The 20,252-nt window shown below is 59.4% G+C and carries 17 protein-coding genes; 10 read left to right on the forward strand and 7 right to left on the reverse strand.

Annotation, left to right across the window (positions count from 1 at the left end):
- Positions 1-2 precede the first annotated feature (2 nt).
- From PMI27_RS21095 to fabI, 4 genes are read left to right on the forward strand one after another with little or no spacing between them, the layout of a single operon-like run.
- The gene (locus PMI27_RS21095; RefSeq protein WP_008152088.1) at positions 3-1,076 is read left to right on the forward strand and encodes a microcin C ABC transporter permease YejB; all 1,074 of its coding nucleotides are present in this window, start codon (positions 3-5) and stop codon (positions 1,074-1,076) included.
- Between the two features lies 1 nt (position 1,077).
- Positions 1,078-2,097 (forward strand): ABC transporter permease, encoded by a 1,020-nt coding sequence (locus PMI27_RS21090; RefSeq protein ID WP_008152087.1) that lies wholly within the window; start codon positions 1,078-1,080, stop codon positions 2,095-2,097.
- A gap of 1 nt (position 2,098) precedes the next feature.
- Positions 2,099-3,709, forward strand: coding sequence for an ABC transporter ATP-binding protein (locus PMI27_RS21085; RefSeq protein WP_008152084.1), 1,611 nt, complete (start codon positions 2,099-2,101; stop codon positions 3,707-3,709).
- A gap of 21 nt (positions 3,710-3,730) precedes the next feature.
- Positions 3,731-4,525, forward strand: a complete 795-nt coding sequence (gene fabI, locus PMI27_RS21080) for an enoyl-ACP reductase FabI (protein WP_008152082.1) — start codon at positions 3,731-3,733, stop codon at positions 4,523-4,525.
- A 184-nt stretch (positions 4,526-4,709) separates the two neighbouring features.
- On the opposite strand, the gene PMI27_RS21075 is transcribed toward fabI, so the two are convergent.
- Positions 4,710-5,576 (reverse strand): LysR family transcriptional regulator, encoded by an 867-nt coding sequence (locus PMI27_RS21075; protein WP_008152080.1) that lies wholly within the window; start codon positions 5,574-5,576, stop codon positions 4,710-4,712.
- Positions 5,577-5,688: 112 nt separating this feature from the next.
- On the opposite strand from PMI27_RS21075, the gene PMI27_RS21070 reads away from it, so the two are divergent.
- The gene (locus PMI27_RS21070) at positions 5,689-6,114 is read left to right on the forward strand and encodes a VOC family protein (protein ID WP_008152078.1); all 426 of its coding nucleotides are present in this window, start codon (positions 5,689-5,691) and stop codon (positions 6,112-6,114) included.
- Positions 6,111-7,388: an amidase gene (locus PMI27_RS21065; RefSeq protein ID WP_008152077.1), complete on the forward strand. Its 1,278-nt coding sequence runs from the start codon at positions 6,111-6,113 to the stop codon at positions 7,386-7,388. Before PMI27_RS21070 ends, PMI27_RS21065 begins: the two co-directional genes overlap by 4 nt.
- Here PMI27_RS21065 and PMI27_RS21060 read toward each other — a convergent pair.
- The 5 genes from PMI27_RS21060 to PMI27_RS21040 all read right to left on the reverse strand — a co-directional run bounded on the left by PMI27_RS21060 (position 7,335) and on the right by PMI27_RS21040 (position 12,333).
- Positions 7,335-7,934 (reverse strand): GGDEF domain-containing protein, encoded by a 600-nt coding sequence (locus PMI27_RS21060; RefSeq protein WP_008152073.1) that lies wholly within the window; start codon positions 7,932-7,934, stop codon positions 7,335-7,337. The genes PMI27_RS21065 and PMI27_RS21060 overlap by 54 nt on opposite strands.
- A gap of 74 nt (positions 7,935-8,008) precedes the next feature.
- Complete coding sequence (locus PMI27_RS21055) at positions 8,009-8,587, reverse strand: hypothetical protein (RefSeq protein WP_033053124.1); 579 nt, start codon at positions 8,585-8,587, stop codon at positions 8,009-8,011.
- Between the two features lies 1 nt (position 8,588).
- Positions 8,589-10,757, reverse strand: coding sequence for a xanthine dehydrogenase family protein molybdopterin-binding subunit (locus PMI27_RS21050; protein ID WP_008152067.1), 2,169 nt, complete (start codon positions 10,755-10,757; stop codon positions 8,589-8,591).
- 25 nt (positions 10,758-10,782) lie between these two features.
- Positions 10,783-11,238 carry a (2Fe-2S)-binding protein gene (locus PMI27_RS21045; RefSeq protein ID WP_008152063.1) on the reverse strand — a complete coding sequence of 152 codons (456 nt, stop codon included), beginning with the start codon at positions 11,236-11,238 and terminating at the stop codon, positions 10,783-10,785.
- A gap of 249 nt (positions 11,239-11,487) precedes the next feature.
- Positions 11,488-12,333 (reverse strand): oxidoreductase, encoded by an 846-nt coding sequence (locus PMI27_RS21040; RefSeq protein WP_008152062.1) that lies wholly within the window; start codon positions 12,331-12,333, stop codon positions 11,488-11,490.
- Between the two features lie 114 nt (positions 12,334-12,447).
- Between PMI27_RS21040 and PMI27_RS21035 the strand changes: the two genes are divergently transcribed.
- Entirely contained in the window at positions 12,448-13,368 is a 921-nt protein-coding gene (locus PMI27_RS21035; RefSeq protein WP_033053125.1) for a LysR family transcriptional regulator, read from the forward strand.
- Positions 13,369-13,438: 70 nt separating this feature from the next.
- Here the strand turns inward: PMI27_RS21035 and PMI27_RS21030 are convergent, their stop codons facing one another.
- Positions 13,439-14,797: an XAC2610-related protein gene (locus PMI27_RS21030; protein ID WP_008152057.1), complete on the reverse strand. Its 1,359-nt coding sequence runs from the start codon at positions 14,795-14,797 to the stop codon at positions 13,439-13,441.
- Between the two features lie 182 nt (positions 14,798-14,979).
- On the opposite strand from PMI27_RS21030, the gene PMI27_RS21025 reads away from it, so the two are divergent.
- The 3 genes from PMI27_RS21025 to PMI27_RS21015 all read left to right on the forward strand — a co-directional run bounded on the left by PMI27_RS21025 (position 14,980) and on the right by PMI27_RS21015 (position 20,250).
- The gene (locus PMI27_RS21025; RefSeq protein ID WP_008152054.1) at positions 14,980-15,483 is read left to right on the forward strand and encodes a VOC family protein; all 504 of its coding nucleotides are present in this window, start codon (positions 14,980-14,982) and stop codon (positions 15,481-15,483) included.
- Positions 15,484-15,518: 35 nt separating this feature from the next.
- Positions 15,519-16,352, forward strand: a complete 834-nt coding sequence (locus tag PMI27_RS21020; protein ID WP_008152052.1) for an AraC family transcriptional regulator — start codon at positions 15,519-15,521, stop codon at positions 16,350-16,352.
- Between the two features lie 232 nt (positions 16,353-16,584).
- Positions 16,585-20,250, forward strand: a complete 3,666-nt coding sequence (locus PMI27_RS21015; protein WP_008152050.1) for a hypothetical protein — start codon at positions 16,585-16,587, stop codon at positions 20,248-20,250.
- Positions 20,251-20,252 lie beyond the last annotated feature (2 nt).

Below are 20,252 nucleotides of genomic sequence, written 5' to 3' on the forward strand. Positions count from 1 at the left end.
AGATGCTGGCGTATATTTTTCGGCGACTGCTGCTGATCATCCCGACCTTGCTCGGCATTTTGCTGATCAACTTTGTGATCATCCAGGCCGCTCCCGGCGGGCCGGTGGAGCAGATGATCGCCAAGCTCGAAGGCTTCGAAGGCGCCACCAGCCGCATCGCCGGTGGCGGTGCCGAAGTCTCGGTGGCGGGCTCCGCCTATCGCGGCGCCCAGGGCCTGGACCCTGCGCTGGTCAAGGAAATCGAGCACATGTACGGCTTCGACAAATCGGCGCCGGAACGGCTGTGGATCATGATCAAGAACTACGCGACGCTGGATTTCGGCGACAGCTTCTTCCGCGACGCCAAGGTCATCGACCTGATCAAGGAAAAGATGCCGGTGTCGATCTCCCTCGGGCTCTGGAGCACGCTGATCATGTACCTGGTGTCGATCCCGCTGGGGATCGCCAAGGCGACGCGACACGGCAGCCACTTCGACGTCTGGACCAGTTCGGCGATTATCGTCGGTTACGCGATCCCGGCATTTCTGTTCGCCATCCTGCTGATCGTGGTGTTCGCCGGCGGCAGCTATTTCGACTGGTTCCCGCTCAGAGGGCTGACCTCCAACAACTTCGATGAGTTGAGCATGGGCGGCAAGGTGCTCGATTACTTCTGGCACCTGGCATTGCCGGTGACGGCGCTGGTGATCGGCAACTTCGCGACCATGACCCTGCTGACCAAGAACAGCTTCCTCGACGAAATCAACAAACAATACGTGGTCACCGCCAAGGCCAAAGGCCTGACCAACCACCGCGTGCTCTACGGCCATGTATTCCGCAACGCCATGCTGCTGGTGATCGCCGGGTTCCCGTCGGCGTTTATCGGGATCTTCTTCACCGGTTCGTTGCTGGTGGAAGTGATCTTCTCCCTCGACGGCATGGGGCTGATGAGTTTTGAGGCGGCGATCAACCGCGATTACCCGGTGGTCTTCGGCACGCTGTTTATCTTCACCCTGCTGGGGCTGGTGGTGAAATTGATCGGTGACCTCACTTACACCTTTGTCGATCCGCGCATCGACTTCGAAAGCCGGGAGCATTGAGATGAATCTGTCCCCTCTCAATCGCCGACGTTTCGAACTGTTCAAGGCCAACAAGCGTGGCTGGTGGTCGCTGTGGCTGTTTCTGCTGCTGTTTGGGCTGAGCCTCGGCGCCGAACTGATCGCCAACGACAAACCGCTGGTGGTGCATTACGACAACGGCTGGTACTTCCCGGCGCTCAAGCGTTACCCGGAAACCACCTTCGGTGGCGAATTCCCGCTGGAAGCCAACTACAAGAGCCCGTACATCCGCGAATTGCTCAAGGCAAAAGACGCCTGGGTGCTGTGGGCGCCGATTCCCTACAGCTATCAAAGCATCAACTACGACCTGAAAGTCCCGGCCCCGGCGCCACCCTCCGTCGACAACCTGCTGGGCACTGACGATCAGGGCCGTGACGTGTTGGCGCGGGTAATTTATGGCTTCCGGATTTCGGTGCTGTTCGCCCTGACCCTGACCATTCTCAGCTCGATCATCGGCGTGATTGCCGGGGCCTTGCAGGGCTTCTACGGCGGCTGGGTGGATTTGGCCGGGCAGCGTTTTCTGGAGATCTGGTCCGGGCTGCCGGTGCTGTACCTGCTGATCATTCTCGCCAGCTTCGTCCAGCCGAATTTCTGGTGGCTGCTGGGGATCATGCTGCTGTTCTCGTGGATGAGCCTGGTGGATGTGGTCCGCGCCGAATTCCTGCGTGGGCGTAACCTGGAATACGTGCGCGCCGCGCGGGCATTGGGAATGCAGAATGGTGCGATCATGTTCCGCCACATCCTGCCCAACGCCATGGTCTCGACCATGACCTTCATGCCGTTCATTCTGACCGGCGCCATCGGCACCCTGACCGCTCTCGACTTTCTGGGCTTCGGTCTGCCGCCTGGCGCGCCGTCCCTCGGTGAGCTGGTGGCCCAGGGCAAATCCAACCTGCAAGCGCCGTGGCTTGGCATGAGCGCGTTTGCCGTGCTGGCGTTGATGTTGAGTTTGCTGGTGTTCATCGGCGAGTCCGCTCGCGATGCCTTCGACCCGAGGAAGTGAAATGAATCAGGACAATCTGATCGAAGTGCGCGACCTGGCCGTCGAATTTGTCGTCGGCGAGCGCGTTCAACGGGTGGTCGAAGGCGTGAGCTTCGATATCAAGCGTGGCGAAACCCTGGCGCTGGTGGGCGAAAGCGGCTCCGGCAAATCGGTGACCGCCCACTCGATCCTGCGGCTGCTGCCCTACCCGCTCGCCCGGCATCCGTCCGGGACCATCGAGTACGCCGGGCAAAACCTGCTGAGCCTGAAAGAGAAAACCATCCGCCACATCCGTGGCAACCGGATCGCGATGATCTTCCAGGAGCCGATGACCTCGCTCAATCCGCTGCACTCGATCGAGAAGCAGATCAACGAAGTGTTGGGCATTCACAAAGGCCTGATCGGCAAAGTCGCGACCAAGCGCACGCTGGAGCTGCTGGAAATGGTCGGCATCCCGGAGCCCGAGAAGCGTCTCAAGGCGCTGCCCCACGAATTGTCTGGCGGCCAGCGGCAGCGAGTGATGATTGCCATGGCCCTGGCCAACGAGCCGGAACTGCTGATCGCCGACGAGCCGACCACCGCGCTGGACGTCACCGTACAGCTGAAAATCCTCGAATTGCTCAAGGAATTACAGGCCCGGCTGGGCATGGCGCTATTACTGATCAGTCACGATTTGAACCTTGTGCGAAGAATTGCGCATCGCGTATGTGTCATGCAGCGCGGTTGCATCGTCGAACAGGCATCGTGCGAAGAGTTGTTCCGCGCACCGCAGCATCCGTACACTCGGGAACTGCTGGCAGCGGAGCCCAGCGGCAAGCCAGCGACCAATGTGATTGGTCCGCCCTTGCTGCAAGTCGAGGACCTGAAAGTCTGGTTCCCGATCAAGAAGGGCTTTCTGAAAAAGACCGTCGACCACATCAAAGCGGTGGACGGAATCAATTTCAGCCTGCCCCAAGGCCAGACCCTGGGGATTGTGGGAGAAAGCGGTTCGGGCAAGTCGACACTGGGTTTGGCGATTTTGCGGCTGATCGGCAGCAAAGGCGCCATCCGTTTTGAAGGCAAGCAGCTAGACTGCCTGACGCAGCAACAGGTTCGGCCGCTGCGTCGGCAGATGCAGGTGGTGTTTCAGGACCCGTTCGGCAGCCTGAGCCCACGGATGTGTGTGAGCCAGATCGTCGGCGAAGGCCTGCGGATCCACAAGATGGGCACCGAGGCGGAACAGGAGCTGGCGATTATTGCGGCACTCAAGGAGGTAGGTCTGGATCCGGAAACCCGGCACCGCTACCCCCACGAATTTTCCGGCGGGCAACGGCAGAGAATCGCCATTGCCCGGGCATTAGTGCTAAAACCGGCGTTGATTCTGCTGGACGAGCCGACATCGGCCCTCGACCGGACAGTGCAACGTCAAGTGGTGGAGCTTTTGCGTTCACTGCAAACCAAGTACAACCTGACGTATCTGTTTATCAGCCATGACCTGGCTGTCGTCAAAGCGCTGAGCCACCAGCTGATGGTGGTCAAGCAAGGCCAAGTGGTCGAACAGGGAGACGCGCAAAGTATTTTCGCGTCCCCCAAACATCCGTATACACAGCAGTTGCTGGAAGCCGCTTTCCTGGCCCCAGCCACTGCGCAATAACCTGAAAGAGAGGAGCAACACATGGGTTTTCTCGCCGGTAAGCGCGTACTGATCGTCGGTGTCGCCAGCAAGCTGTCCATCGCATCCGGCATCGCTGCCGCCATGCATCGCGAGGGCGCTGAGCTTGCCTTCACTTATCAGAACGACAAACTCAAGGGTCGTGTCGAAGAGTTTGCACAAAGCTGGGGTTCCAACCCTGACCTGTGCTTCCCGTGCGACGTGGCCAGCGATGAAGAAATCGCCAAGGTCTTCGTTGAGCTGGGCAAGAAGTGGGACGGCCTGGACTGCATCGTGCACTCCGTCGGCTTCGCCCCGGGCGACCAACTGGATGGCGACTTCACCGAAGCCACCACCCGTGAAGGTTTCCGCATCGCTCACGACATCAGCGCCTACAGCTTCGTGGCCCTGGCCAAAGCTGGTCGCGAAATGATGAAAGGCCGCAACGGCAGCCTGCTGACCCTGTCGTACCTGGGCGCCGAGCGCACCATGCCGAACTACAACGTGATGGGCATGGCCAAGGCTTCCCTGGAAGCTGGCGTTCGTTACCTGGCCGGCTCCCTGGGCCCGGACGGCACCCGCGTCAACTGCGTATCGGCTGGCCCGATCCGCACCCTCGCCGCTTCCGGCATCAAGAACTTCCGCAAGATGCTGGCCGCCAACGAAGCGCAAACTCCGCTGCGTCGTAACGTCACCATCGACGAAGTCGGCAACGCCGGCGCCTTCCTGTGCTCGGACCTGGCGTCCGGCATCAGCGGCGAAATCATGTACGTGGACGGTGGTTTCAACACCACGGCCATGGGCAGCCTCGAAGAGTAATCTTCGGGTAGCCAAATAAAAAACCCGCCTCTTCAGGCGGGTTTTTTATGCCTGCGATTTGCGACCTGATGTAGAACCCCTGTGGGAGTGAGCCTGCTCGCGATAGCGGAGTGTCAGTCGACATCAATTTTGAATGTCAGTCCGCTATCGCGAGCAGGCTCACTCCCACAGGGGTTTTTTGTGTTTAACCATCGATCGGTGTCAGGCAACTGGAAAATAGCTGCTGGATCGGCTGTGTGCGCTGGCTGTAGCGCTGCAACAGGACTATCTCGCGGTAGAACGTCAGCTCGCCCAACGGGATGATCCGGACCTTCGCGCGATGCTCAAGCCAGAGCCCGGCCTCGGGCAGCAGCGACACTCCCAACCCGCATTCAACCATCTTCACGATGGCTTCCAGCTCATCCAGCTCCAAAGCCACCTGCACATCAATCTGCTGCTCACGCAAAAACCGCGTCACCAGTCTTCCACCGAACGAATTGCGGTCGTAGCGCACATGCGGATGGCTCGCGAGGATCTGCAACGGCTCATCGCCTTCCAGGTCCGCCGGCACGATCAATACAAACGGTTCCTTGCGGATGACCTGCGCTGACAGTTCCTTGGGCAACTCAAACGGCGGTTTGATCAGGATCGCCAGATCCACCTCACCGGTGTCCACCTGGCTCAACAGGTTCAGCGACACACCGGGCACCAGTTTCGGCTCCAGCAACGGTGCCTGTTGCCTCAGGCGCAGCAACGCCTGGGGCAGCAGTCCGGTCTGGGCCGTGGCCACCGCGCCTATTTTCAACTCGCCGCGATACTCACTGACATCATCGCTGACTGCCATGCGGCTGAAGGTCTCAAGGATCTCCCGCGCCATCGGCAACGCGCGCTGCCCCGCCGCATTGAGAATCGCCTGACGTCCGGTGCGGTCGAACAATCGAATACCCAAGGCCTGCTCCAGATTGCGCATCTGCGCGCTGACCGCCGACTGCGTCAGCCCGATGTGCATCCCGGCCGCCGCGAACGTGCCATAGCGCGTGACGGCAATGAAGGTTTTCAATTCGCGCAACATAGACGTTCTCGATTGATCGAAATAATTTGAGCTCGACGCAAAAACTATCGTCTTTCAATCAAAAAGCACAGCGCTAAACTCAGTCTGAATCCAGACAGCCGAGGCACATCCGATGCAACTATCCCCTTTCCACTTGGCCATCCCGGTCTACGACTTGACTGCCGCACGCAATTTCTATGGCGAAGTGTTCGGCCTGGAAGAAGGTCGCTCAAGCGATCATTGGGTCGATTTCAATTTTTTCGGCCATCAGTTGGTCATTCACCTGGCACCGAAAAACGCTTCTCAAGAAGCCGCTCACACCAATGCCGTCGACGGCCACAACGTGCCAGTGCCGCATTTTGGTGTGGTCTTGGGGATGGACGATTGGGAGGCTCTGGCCGCACGCCTGAAAGCCCTCGATACCCGATTCGTCATCGAACCGGGCATTCGCTTTCAGGGATTGGTGGGTGAGCAAGCCACGATGTTTCTCTTCGACCCTTGCGGCAATGCGCTGGAGTTCAAGGCGTTCAAGGACATCACTCAGTTGTTCGCCAAATGATCCGCCCCGTCCCGGATGCCACGACCCTCAGTCAGTCCGTGATCAAGGGTGAGACGACCGCCGCCGCCATCGCCGAAACGGTCCTGGAGCGCATTCAGGCGCTGGAGCCGGACATCCAGGCCTTCGTCTCGTTCGATGCCCGAAAAATACGCACCGATGCTGCGTTGCACAACAGTCGTGGCTTGCTGGCGGGGGTCCCGGTGGGGGTGAAGGATGTCTTCGACAGTGCCGACCATCCGACGCAATTCAACTCGCCCATCTATACCGGTCATCAACCGGCCCGGGATGCCCATGTGGTGACCCTGCTCCGCCAGGCCGGCGCGCTGATCATGGGCAAGACCCACACCACTGAATTTGCGTACATGCACACCGGCCCGACCCGCAACCCGCATGACCAGGACCGCACGCCGGGCAGCTCCAGCGCCGGTTCGGCGGCCGGGATGGCAGCGGATTTCTTTGCGGTGGCGCTGGGCACCCAGACAGCCGGTTCACTGCTGAAACCGGCGTCCTATTGCGGTCTGTTCGCGTTCAAACCGTCGTTTGGCCTGGTATCGCTGGAAGGCGTAAAGCCGCTGGCGCCGAGCTTCGACACCGTAGGCTGGTACGGTCGCTCGGTGCGGGATCTGCACTTGGTGGCGCGGGTGTTGATTCCAGGTTTTGCAGTGCCTGAGGTTGAACCACGCCCTCTGAAATTGGGCTTCTATCGCACAGCGCGCTGGGATCAGGTCGACCCCGAGGTGGCCAACGCCCTGGAACAGGCCGTGGACCACTTGCGCAGCGCCGGCCATCAGGTCGACGACGTGCAACTGCCGGATGAATTTGCCGGGGTATTCGACGATCACCTGTTAATCAACGACTGCGAAGGCGCCCGCTCTCTGGCGAAGGAGTTTCAGGGACACCGCGCACTGCTAAGCCCTTCGACCTTGGCAATGTTCGACCGGGCGGCGGCGACCACCTGGGAACAGGAGTCCGCTGCCAAGGCCCGGTTGGCCGCGCTTGCACCTCGTCTGAATGAACGGTGCCAACCCTACGACGCGATGCTCGGCCCCTGCTGCGGAATGGTCGCGCCCGTGGGTCTGGAAAGCACCGGGCCATCGGATTTCATCAAGTTCTGGGGCGCATTCGGCTGGCCGCAGGTGAATATCCCGCTGGTTCGCGCGCAAGGATCGATGCCGATCGGTTTACAGATGATCGGCCGGTTCAGAAATGACGGTTCGTTGCTACGGGTGGCCGAACGGGTCGCTGCCGATTTGCTCACTGAGCGCGGCCAGTAAGCCCTCGGCCGTCTCGTGAAGCGCAGGATGAAACTCGATCTGATCGACGCTGTAGTGGATGTCATAACCGCGATGCACCGTGGCATTGCGCTCTTCGAGTATTTCTTCGAGTCGCGCCCTGATCGCGGGTATTTCCACAACGCTTGAGCCGGTCAGCAACGCGACGAACTTGTCGCTGCCCAACCGGCCGATCACATCGCTCTCGCGAAAGGCAATGCGCAGCACATCGGCGAAGGTTTTCAGGGCGTTGTCGCCCTCGGCACGACCATAGAGATAGTTGATGTGTTTGAAGTCATCAATATTGAAGAGCAGCAGCGTCGCTGGCTTTTTCAGCTGGTGGCAGACATCCAGCCCTTGTTGGGCCAGCGCTGTAAAACCGTGTCGGTTGGAGAGCAGGGTCAACTCGTCCATGCTCGCCATCTGCACGCCCATCAGTTCCTCCTCGGCCTTGCGGGCCAAGTCACGCAGCAGCTCGCGCTCCTGCAGTGGCGTGCGCAACGGGTCGGCGCACGCGCCTGGTTTTACCGGTTTGCCTGGGATCAGCATTACTCACTCCATTGGCGGGTATAGTTCTTAGAGTCGTCCATACCCGCTTTGACTCCCTGTTAACGGACCGCCGGTCAACTACCCACGACCGGACATGGCCCTCCCGCGTCAGCCCAAAGTTTGAACTGGGTGACGAAAATGTCGTGTGGCACCGGCACCGGCGCCCTTCCCTGACCCGGATTCCAGCCCCAGAGCACCAATTTGTCGTCGCTGACATGCTTGATCAGCGCGGCGAAATCGCGGTCACCGTTACTGGAACGGTCCTTGATCATTGCGCACAATTTATCGGCCGGCAGACCGATCCAGGCCATTTTGTGCGCGGCGGGCGGCAAGCTCCAGTGCGGCGCCCCTGGCGGTGCGTGAGCGCCGTAACTGGCCGGCGGATTACTCTCGGCGTGGCAGGTAGCGCAGGGCAACCCCGCCGCGCCCTTGCCGTCCATGCCCCGCACGACATTCATGGCGTGAGGGATCCCGGCGTCGAACTGCAACGGCGAATCGCCGGGAATATGGCAGTTCTGGCAGCGCGGGCTCTGGAAGACCTTTTGCACGGTATCGAACGCCTTGATCGCTTCCTTATCGTCAGCAAACAGGTCCTCGGCGTAGCCGACCAGGCCGATCAACACCACCGCGCCAAGCATCAGATGTCGTCTCATCTCACACCCCCGACAGTTGCAGCGGCAGTTCGCGCAAGCGTTGGCCGGTCAGGGCGAACACCGCGTTGGCCACTGCCGGCGCCGTGGGCGGCACACCGGCCTCACCGATGCCGCCGGGTTTGTCGCTGCTGGGCACGATATGTACTTCCACCACCGGCATTTCGTTGAGCCGCAGCACTTGATAGTCGTGGTAATTGGATTGCACCACCTGCCCGTTCTTGAAGGTCAGTTTGCTGTGCAAGGTAAATCCGAGGCCGAAGGTGATGGCCGATTCCATTTGCGCCGCGATGCTCATCGGGTTGACCGCAATGCCGCAATCCACCGCACACACCACCCGATGCACGCGGATTGCCAGGTTGTCCTGGGACACCTCGGCCACTTGGGCGACATAGCTGCCGAAAGACTCATGCACCGCGACTCCCAACGCATGGCCGTCCGGCAGTGGCGCCTTCCAGTTGGCTTTCTCGACGGCCAGGTTCAGCACGCCAAGATGCCGCGGATGGTCCTTGAGCAAGGTTCGTCGGTACTCGACCGGATCCTTGCCGGCCGCCTCTGCCAGTTCGTCGATCAGCGACTCCATCACAAACGCGGTGTGGGTGTGCCCTACCGAACGCAGCCAGAGCACGCGGATGCCGGTTTGCGGCGAATGCAGATAAACCTGATGATTCGCCAACCCTTCAAGGTAAGGACTGTCGGCGACCCCTTCGACAGAGGTCTTGTCGATGCCATTCTTGACCATGGTCGCCTCGAATGACGTGCCCGCCATGATCGACTGCCCGACCATCACATGCTTCCAGGCAATCGGCAGGCCGCCGGCATCGAGGCCGATGCGGGCCTGATGGAGGAACGCGGAGCGGTAGTAGCCACCGCGAATGTCATCCTCCCGGGACCAGACGGTTTTCACCGGCGCGCCCGCAGCCTTGGCGACTTCCACGGCTTCGGCGACAAAGTCCGAGGTCGGATTGGCCCGGCGACCGAAACCGCCGCCCAGAAACTCGGTATGAATCTCCACCTGCTCGGGTTTGAGCCCGGTGATTTTCCCGGCGACCATTTGATCCAGCGTCTGAAACTGGGTACCGGTCCAGATTTCGCATTTGTCCTGGGTGATTTTCACTGTGCAGTTGAGCGGCTCCATCGGTGCGTGGGCCAGGTACGGCACGCTGTATTCGACATCAATGGTCTTCGCCGCTTTACCCAGACCCGCCGCGACATCACCGGCCTGACTGGCCGAAGCGCCAGGGGTGGCGGCGAGTTTGCGGAAGCTTTCCAGCAGCGTCTGACTGTCGAGCCCGGTGTTCGGCCCCAGGTCCCAATCGACCTTCAACGCATCACGCCCCAGCTTCGCCGCCCAGTAATGATCGGCAATCACCGCCACCCCGGTGGGCACCTGCACCACTTTGTGCACACCCGGAATCGCCAGCGCTTCGGCGCCTTCGAAGGATTTGACGCTGCCACCGAACACCGGCGAGCGCGCGACCATGGCGGTCATCAGCCCGTCGAACTGCACGTCCATACCGAACTTGGCACGGCCGGTGATTTTTTCCGGGGTGTCCAGGCGCTTGGTCGGTTTGCCGATGATTTTCCAGTCCTTGGACTCCTTGAGCTTGATCGACGCCGGATCCGGCACCGGCAGCTTGCCGGCGTCATCGGCCAGTTCGCCGTAGGTGGCGCGTTGGTCACCGGCAATCACCACACCCGACTCGGTGAGAATCCCGGAGGGCGCGACGTTGAAGCGTTTGGCCGCCGCGTCGATCAACATCAAACGCGCCGCTGCACCGGCCTGACGGTAGCGATCAAATTCCATCCAGGTCGAGGTCGAACCACCGGTGATTTGCATCCCGCCAAACCCGGCCAGGCCATACTCGGCGGCCGAAGCGGGTGCATGTTCGACGCGGATCTTCGACCAGTCGGCGTCCAGTTCTTCGGCGATCAGCATGGTCAGGCCGGTCCAGATGCCCTGGCCCATTTCCGAATGGCCGAGCAATATGGTGACGCTGTTGTCATTGCCGATCCGTAAAAACGCATTGGGCGCAAATACATTGCCTTGATTCTCGGCGCCAACCGCAAAGCGATGGCCACCGGGGATGACAAACGCCACCACCAGACCACCGCCCAGCACCGCGCTGCCCTTGAGGAAACCGCGGCGTGACAGAGGATTGAGGTTGTTCATTGTTCAGACTCCCTTCAGCGTGGCATCAACCGATCTCGGCGGCGCGTTTGACCGCTGCGCGGATCCGCGGGTAGGTGCCGCAGCGGCAGATGTTGCCGGACAGCGCCTGATCGATGTCGCTGTCGGTGGGCTTGGGGATTTTCGCCAACAACGCGGCGGCCGACATGATCTGCCCGGACTGGCAATAACCGCACTGCACCACGTCAAGTTCGGCCCAGGCTTGTTGCACCAGGTGTGAACCGTCGGTGGACAGGCCTTCGATGGTGAGGATTTTTTGCCCATGGGCCACGGCTGTGGCGGGGGTGACACAGGAGCGCAGCGGCGCGCCGTCGACGTGCACGGTGCAGGCGCCGCATTGGGCCATACCGCAACCGAATTTGGTGCCGGTCAGGTGCGCGACATCGCGCAGGACCCACAGGAGCGGCATGTCTGCGGGGACATCCAGCGCCTGGTCCTTGCCATTGATGTTAAGGGTCAGCATTTGCGAATTTCCTCAGACTCACGGTGTTCTGAAGGGGCTCTCTCCGGGCTCCGCCGTTACGCCCTTTGTAGGAGCCGAGCTTGCTCGCGATGAACGATAACGCGGTGTGTCAGACCTGACGCCATCGCGAGCAAGCTCGGCTCCTACAAGGGGCAGGGTTATCCCTACAGCTAAGCGCAAATTGCCGGGCGAGACAGGTTCATCGACCACCGGTCACACAAAGAAGACTGAAGTAACTCGGTTCGGGGCTTAGAAGTCGGTGGACACCGACAGCTCGCGCCACGTCTGCAGCTCCTCAGCGACGAAGGTGTTCTTGGCTTCGATCGCTGCGACACAGTCGCTGCCCAGCGGTAAGCGCAGCGGGGCTTTTTGCGCTTGCACCAGGGTGATCATGGCCTGGGCGAGCTTGTCCGGATCGCCGGGCTGATTCAGGGTCACGGCCTTGGCAATTTTGCGCACCTCACCCGCCGTGCTGTCGTAGTCGGTGATCGAAGCCGGAGATTCAACCAGCGAATTGCCTTCGAGGAATTCAGTCCGGAAGTAGCCGGGCTCGACAATGGTCACGTTGATGCCCAGCGGTGCCAGCTCGGCGTGCAGCGCCTCGCTCAAGCCTTCGACGGCAAATTTGGTCGAGCAATAGACGCCAAAGCCCGGCCCCGACCTGTAACCACCCACCGATGAGAGATTGATCACATGCCCACGGCGAGCGGCGCGCATGTGCGGCAGGACGGCGCGCGTGACATTCAGCAAGCCGAAGACGTTGGTTTCGTACACGCGGCGCACTTCATCGGCGCTGGCTTCTTCCACCGCGCCGAGCACGCCGAAACCGGCGTTGTTGACCAGCACGTCGATGCGCCCGAAGTGCTCGATGGCCGCGTTGGCGACCGCAACGCCCTGGGCTTCGTTGGTCACATCAAGGGTGGCGGCCAGCAAACCTGGCTGCTCGCCAAAACGCTGGATGATGCTGTTGGCGTCACGAGCGGTGGCGACCACGGCGTCGCCATTGGCCAGCGCGGCGGCAGCGATTTTGGCGCCGATACCGCGAGAAGCACCGGTGATGAGCCAGACACGTTTGAAGTTTTGGGAAGTGGTCATGATCGCGAATCCTTGTAGGCCGTTGGGGTAAGCACAAGGTACGCAGGAACATTGGTCAGAAAAATGCCCTCGTGTTACAAGCACTATGAAACGCTCTTTCATAATGGCGCTGATATGAATCACGATCCGTTTGATGGTTTGACCGAGTTTCTCGCGGTCGCCGAGCACAAAAGCTTCACCCTGGCCGCGACTCGGCTAGCCGTTACCCCCACCGCCGTCAGCCATGCGATCAAGCTCTTGGAACGACGCACCGGCGTGCTGCTGTTTCAGCGCACCACGCGCCGAGTGGCGCTGACCGAAGCCGGCGCCAGTCTGTTTGCCCGCTTGCGTCCGGCGGCCAGTGAAATCGATGAAGCGCTGGCGGTGCTCAGCGGTTTTCGTGATCAGCCCATGGGCACGCTGCGACTCACGGCCCCACGATTGTCCGGGGCTTTGTTGATGGAGCCGCTGATTCCGCTGTTCCGCGAGGCGTACCCGCAAGTCACTCTCGATATTTCCCTGGACGACGCTACGGTCGACCTGATGGCCGGCGGCTTCGATGCCGGGATTCGCCTGGGAGAGTCGATTGAAAAAGACATGATCGCGGTGCGTCTGACACCTGACCTGCAATGGTCGGTGGTGGGCTCCCCGGCGTACTTCGCCAAGGCTGGAAAACCGGACAGCCCGGAAGACCTGACCCGACATGAATGCATCGGCTTTCGCTTCTCGACCTCCGGCAGCGCGCATCGCTGGGAGTTTCGCCGCGAGGGTCGGGACTTCACCGTGGGCGTCGAGGGCGGCGTGATCGTCAATGACCGCCGGTTGTTGGTGGCAGCCGCTCGCAGCGGTTCGGGCCTGGCCTACGCCTGTGATCTGGAGATTGCCGACGAGTTGGCGGATGGACGCCTGGAACGGGTGTTGCAGCCCTTTGTGCCACTCAGCTCGGCGCTGTACCTGTACTTCCCCAGCCGTACCCAGACACAGCCAAAACTGCGGGCCTTTATTGATTTGGCCACCCGCTGGATCGCTGAAAAAGGAGGCCTGGGCCGCAGCTGAACCTGCGCCTTCAGGCCACGGCGCCGACCAGACCTTTACCCCGCCAATGCTGCGCCAGAAGACGACAACATCAAGGTTGTTTCACGTAAGCCGCGCTGTACTTCTGATACTCACCAAAACCGGTCACTTCTGCGGCGCCGTTGAGCAATTGCAGGCGAAACAGCGGGTCGCCCTCGGGGTCCCGCGCGATGACGAGGTTGCCGGCGAGCAATGGGTACTGATGATGGACTTCAACGGGCGGATCCTTGAGCTGAAAAATGCTCAGGTTGATGTCTGCCATCTCGGGGCCATTGTCGATCCCCGGCACTACTTTGAGGGTCAACTCGCCGACACGCCGATCCTGGACATTGCTCACGAGGTAGCGCCCTTCTCGCTGACTGTCTGCTACCCGCTCAAGCTTTTGCGCGGCGACTTTGAACGCGGTCGGCCTGACATTGATGCTCAATTGGCGGGAGCCGTTGATCCACGTGCCGGTCTGGCTGCCCTGCTCGTTCGGCGTGCCTTCGACGAACCAGTTGCCGATCATCTGACCGTCGTCGTCCAGTTCACGCAGAACGATTCCGCCATCTTCATAGGTATTGCCCACCAACCGGATCGGTTTACCACTGCCGGTCTTCTTGTAGCGAACTTCCCCGACGTAGACATCACCCTGACGTTGCCACCACAGCTCAACGGGGATCTTGTCGTCGAGGGTACCGCGCAACATGACCGGCGCTTCACTGACGGGACCCTCGAGGCGACGACGCTCCGTCCATTGGCCGGACTTCAGTTCACGATCGGTGACGTCCACATAGCCATAAGGCATGAACGGGCTGGCTTGCGAGGGCTTTTGCACCACCTCGGTTTTCTCGGCCACCTTCATAGGACGGTTGTCCTGTATTTGCCAGGTCGCGCTCTGGTGCCAGCAGCAACCACTTTTGGACTGGGTATGCAGGCTTTTGGTGACCGGGTCGATGCCGAACATGCCCAGATTTTCGTCACGGGTCAGTGCGGAAAAGGGCTTGCTCAACACGAGCGTCGGACTCTCGGGATCGAACAGATAGATGTCGTAGGAAGGGCCGCCATAGCTCGCGTCATTGCCATTGCGTACGGCCAGATCTTGTCGCCCGTCGAAATTGAAATCGCCGAACAACAGCAAATTTTGATCGGCATACGCCAGGTTCCGGTCGAACTCCGACGCTTTTCGGCCTGGCTTGAACAGGGCGAACGCTTCGGCTGACTCGATGCGCTGCACCACCTGCCCACCGGCCCTTTTGCGCAACGTAATCAGCGCAGGAGCGCCGTCGAAAGTCTGGGTGGGTGGCTGTGCAAACTGCACATCGATGACGTATTTCTTCGCGGGGTCCGTGAGGTGATACGTCAACGGCCCAGCGTTTACAGCAGCGGCAGCCAGCAGACAGGAAACAGCCAGTAATCGAGAGGTAAGCATGATGCAGAGCGTCCTTGCGGCAAACCAGGTCGGCAAGTCTAGCGGCTATCGGGTCATACCGACATTGTTGATTCCGTCGCCAAAGGAAACTCTTTCAACTTGTCGATCTACGGTACGGCCAGACGACCCGCGGCTGACTACGCTGAAAGTCCAGACTGAGTAATCCGTAGAGGAGCTTCACCATGCACCGCGTTCAAAAACTCACGCCCTGCCTGTGGTTCGACGATCAAGCCGAGGAGGCCGCGAAGTTCTACTGTGCGATCTTCGATCATTCGAAAATAAGCGCCACCACCCACTACGGTAAGGCCGGCCAGGAGATTCACGGCAGGCCCGAAGGCTCGGTGATGACGGTCAGTTTCGAACTGGACGGACAGAGTTTTACCGGCCTCAACGGCGGTCCGATATTCAAGTTCAATGAAGCGGTTTCATTCCAGGTCAATTGCCATACTCAGGAAGAAGTCGACCACTTCTGGGGGCGTCTGTCCGCGGGCGGGCCTGTTGAGGCCCAGCAATGCGGCTGGCTCAAGGACAAATTCGGCGTGTCCTGGCAGATCGTACCGGTGGCCCTGATGGACATGATGAAAGACCCTGACACGGCAAAATCCCAACGCGCCATGACGGCGATGTTGCAGATGAAAAAACTCGATATTGCAGCGCTGCAGCGAGCCTTTGACGGCGAGAGCTAATACACTTCGACGCTGACCTGCCGAGGACGCTGACCATGAAGCCCGCCGTTGCCAAAGACGCTGACAAAGCCCCGCGCTTCTGGCGCGACGACGCCCTGCCCTTCATCGAAGCCCGTTCCATCGCCGACGGTCGCGAGGTCTGTTACACCCGGCATTCTCATGAGCATTTTTCCATCGGTGCGATCACGGCCGGGCGCAGTACCTACCTCCACGAGCAATCGCAACTCCAGGTCAGTGCCGGCACCGTGGTGCTGATGAATCCCGGTGATGTCCACGCCTGCAATCCCATCGATGACCAACCGTGGTCGTACCTGATGCTGTACGTCGAGACGCCTTGGCTGACCGATTTGCAGCATCAGCTAGGGTTTGGCCAGGACCAGGCGTTTCGGCGGTTTTCGATCACTCACTTGCACGACGCCGATCTGTTTGCCGGGCTCAAGGGTTTGTATGAAGTATTGGTCGATGAACAGCACGACATCCTGCGCAAACACAGCGCCGCGGTGGAGTTTTTCACCGATGTGCAACAGCGCCTCAACCCTGGTGACCAACCACTGCGCGAGTCCAATTTCAAACTGGAACGGGCCGCCGAGTACATCCGTGACAACTGCACGCAACTGCTCAAGCTCGAAGACATTTGCGCGGCCGCACAGCTGTCGCCTTCCTACCTGATCCGCGCGTTCAAGCAGCATTACGGTATGACGCCCCACGCGTTTGTGCTCAACCAGCGAATCCAGTTCGCGCGAGAGCAGTTGCGTAGCGGCAAATTGATTGCCGATGTGGCACTTGAAGCCGGGTTTGCCGATCAGGCGCATTTTCAACGGGTATTTAAACAGCATTTGGCGGCGACGCCGGGGCAATATAAATGTTGATATCAGCCATCATTAACAAAAGAACACGCGGCAAACTTTCTTATATACATGCTGCAATACATCACTCCCACTAAGTCATTTCGCACATCACCCGACACGCCGTTCACTCCGCGCCTGTTTTATACATATATGGATATATACCCAAAACGACAACGCGCATCAGTTCTATTAGCGTAATGGGCAAGTTCCCGCCAACCAGGGAACTTATTCACTCGAAGATGGAACTTAAATCATGCAATTGCAAAGACAGACCCACCTGACTTCCGGCGATGAACGCCAACGGATGGCGATTACCGAAGCGCTCACCAACGCCATGTCGGATGAGGACATTCACCAGACCTTGGTGTGGCCGTGGGATCGACTGGCCGTTTCCTGCGTGCCCAACTCCGCCTTCCATGAAGTTCATCACAGCAGCGCCCTTCTTTTGTCGCGAATGATTCGACAGCCCGACTTCATGAACATCCGCGCCGAACAATTTATCCACGAACACGCCAGTTTTCATGTTGACCAGGAAGGCCGTCTTTATTACGTCCGGGAAGACATCAGTTCTTTTAGCCGCCCTGGCGATGTGACTGAACAGGTCACCAACCGCTTCTTCGCGCGCGTCGACATCACGGCTCATATTACCGACGTTGCCGAGTTCAAACAGAATCTGGCGTTACTGGCAAAGATGGCCACGCTCATGGGCGGTTTCATCTCTTCCAATGATCGAATTGCCGTTGGCCAATGGCTGCGTTTTCATAACTTGCCACTGCCCACCGATGAAGAAAGTACCAAAGCGCTGATTGACCTGCTCAACTTCGCCGTTATGCCGGACCTGCCCGACACGGGTAGCTACTGGGAGCTGCTGGACGCTCCAGAAGATTCGCCCTTTGCGTTAACCAAGAGCAAACGCGCGATTATTCGTGACGTCACCGAGCAACTGACCGGCAACGAAATGCCGTTGGCCGAGTACTTTGGCGCATCGCTGGTATTGGAAAACGCAGGCTCAGACAAGCAGCCGCAGAGCCTCGAGTACCGCTTGCAACGACTGATCAGCGACGCGCGCCTGCTGGATGAAACCGGGCAAAACTACATGGATGCGCTGGGTTGGTTCACCGACGAAACAGGCCCCAAGGCGTCGAAACAATTTGTCGAGCAGTTGCTGATCGCCGCCATGCTGCTGGACCTCGATCCCGAGATAGACACGGCCAACACGACGCTTGCAGGGTTCAACCTTTACGCCTCTGCCCATGTTCAGCGCCGGCCTTTCGATGTCCGCAACGACCTGGAAGCGCATCTGATTCAGCACTTCAAGCTCGATAAACTCATCGCCCCCCTGGTGGCCGAACTGGCATTGGCGGGTATGGCACCGGAGTATCTGGTGCGCGAACTACCCCCGTCTTTGAAGGTCGGAACCCCGGGCTGGGTCATCCTATGCCAAGCCGTGGGCCTGGCCGAAAGTATTGTTCCCGGTTGCTCCCGGCGCATGACCTATGAACACTTGCTGGGCTTTAGCCCAATCTCGGGGCTCACCCCGCAACTCAACGATTTGCACGCCAGGGCGGGGATTGACCCGGTCGTTACGTGGGCATTGATGAATGGACTGGTGCAACGCGACGCGGACGGCAACCTGAGCCTCGAAACGATCGATAAAGGCATCAAGGCCTACAACGAGCATGTCGAGACGCTGTCTGCCGCGCTTGACGCGATCAACAAGCCCATTCCCCGGCGCAAAGCCCTCGCATTGAAAGAGCTGACAACGTATGTACCGGCCTGTGACCCCCATGAACTACTGATCAAACACCGGGGCTCCGGTGGCGGTGGCGGACGCAAAGTGTCGGTGTTGGACTTGTACATGAGCGACCAACTTCACACGCAAGACTGGGGGCGTACCAGGGGAAGCGACATTTATCAGGAGTTCCCCCGGCTCAAGAATCTGTACCCGGTTGCTGAGCTATATGAAACAGCCGTGCACAATCACTACAACAAGCTGATATCCGGCCTGTCGACCTCGATTCGCTATGTGTTCTCACAGATGGAGAAATCCGACAAAAGATTTATCGAGCATGGGCGATTGGCGATCTACCGCGTAGAAGCCTACAAACAGCATATCTATGCAGGATCAATACCCGAGGCGACACGGGAGCGAACGGGCCGTTATGGCGTGATTATATGTGCGGAATATCAAGGTACTCTGGTTCGCTGCTTCGAACTGTTCCCGTTGCGCTCTGAATGCCGAAGTGCGCCAGAACTTAGAGAGAAAATCGGTCAATACCTGTTTACTTATGAACAGGACGGCACGCGGGGCAACTTTGTCGAAGACAACGGCATTGTGGATGCGCCACTGGACCTGGAGGCCTACTTTGAAAACGCTGCGCCGCGCAGTGATACGAAGTCTTCGGTATTCGTGCGCAAGATAGGTGAATTCGACAGTGCGTCGCACCCGACCCACTCCAGTAAACCGATGGCTTACTTCAACGCCGAGCGCATAAAAGCCATCAGCGACCTGATCGCCCGGCAGCATCCCTTCCTGACCGAAAGTGAACTGGCGGACATGGGCCGTGACAGCACGGAACAGGAACTGGCGTCGCAAAAGTTCAATGACATCTTTAACACGCTGTTGAATTTGATCATTCCGTTCAAGGAATGCATCGAAGGTTTGTCTTCCGGTGTTCCGGCCAGGCAGCGGGACGCGATTGCCAGTTGCGTGATGGACGCGGCGCTTGTTGCGTTTGTCTTTGCCAGCGTGCCGGCACAAGTGGGCAAGGCCATTGGAAAGAGCGCGTCATTGGCCACAAAATTGTTGTCCGCGTCGCGGATTGGCACGCGCACCGTCGTTTCCCTGTTGAACCCGCTGGACGGAGTACCGACCCTGATCAAGGGCGGCGTAAAACTGATTGGCAGAGGCGCGATAAAACTCGCCGGTCATACTGCCGCTGCGGCGCATGTCGTCAGGGCCCAGCTGTATCGCCTGACAGGCGCCCATTCCTACAACCTGCTGCACGCCCTCGACCATACCGGTGCAGCCGCGCGGATCCGCATGAGCCTCGACACCGTAGCGCATGCGCGGGCGCTGTTTAAAAGCGACGGGCTCGAAACCGCTGAACATGTGCTCAAGCACCTGCAAGCCAATGATGCAAAGTTGCTCGAGAACGTTCCCCCAACGGAGCTTCAGCATGTGTTCGAAGGCTCGTTGGCCGACCTCGCACGCCAGTCTGACACCGCTCAATCGCTGAAGAATGTCCTGGATTCGGACGTTGTCGATTCGTTGATACGCCAGCAAGCGCAAAAGTTCTCCCTGGATAACCTGCGACAGTTCAAGGATCACACGACGCTGCCGGAGCTGTTCACCGACCTTCTGGAGGTGGAGTACAAAAACCTGACGGCCATGAATCAACATCAAAAAACATTGCTCGCTTCGGACCTTGGCCAAGCACCTTACAGCGGCTTTCTCGACGATGTGTCCTTTAACCCGGACCGCTTGACCGACAACGCTGATCGGGCCGCTGCCTGGATTCTGAAAGCGTCGAGCTCTCGAAACGAGGTTGATAACATCAGGACCTTGCTTCGCGAGTTCAGCGGTAATGGCAAGTCCCTGACCGACCCTGCCGTTTACAAAGAACTGCATCGGCGTCTGGTGCCCGAAGCGACAGATGCCTTGCGCAGCCCTACTGCTCAAGCGCGTTACCCGTCAAACGTTTCGGGCGCAGCGATGCTGGAAAAACACCTGGCAGCCCTGGATTCGACTCATGAGCACTTCGGCAAACAGATGCTGGGGGCATTCCTGGGCTACCACAGTTTTGTCGACGGAAATGGCCGCACGGCGCGCGCCATCTATGCCATTACGGAACTGCGAGCCAATCGGTTCAACGCCCTGCCGCTACCGGTAGAAAATGCACTGAGCGGTCTGGGTTGATG

Source organism: Pseudomonas sp. GM41(2012), assembly GCF_000282315.2.
Classification (GTDB): domain Bacteria; phylum Pseudomonadota; class Gammaproteobacteria; order Pseudomonadales; family Pseudomonadaceae; genus Aquipseudomonas.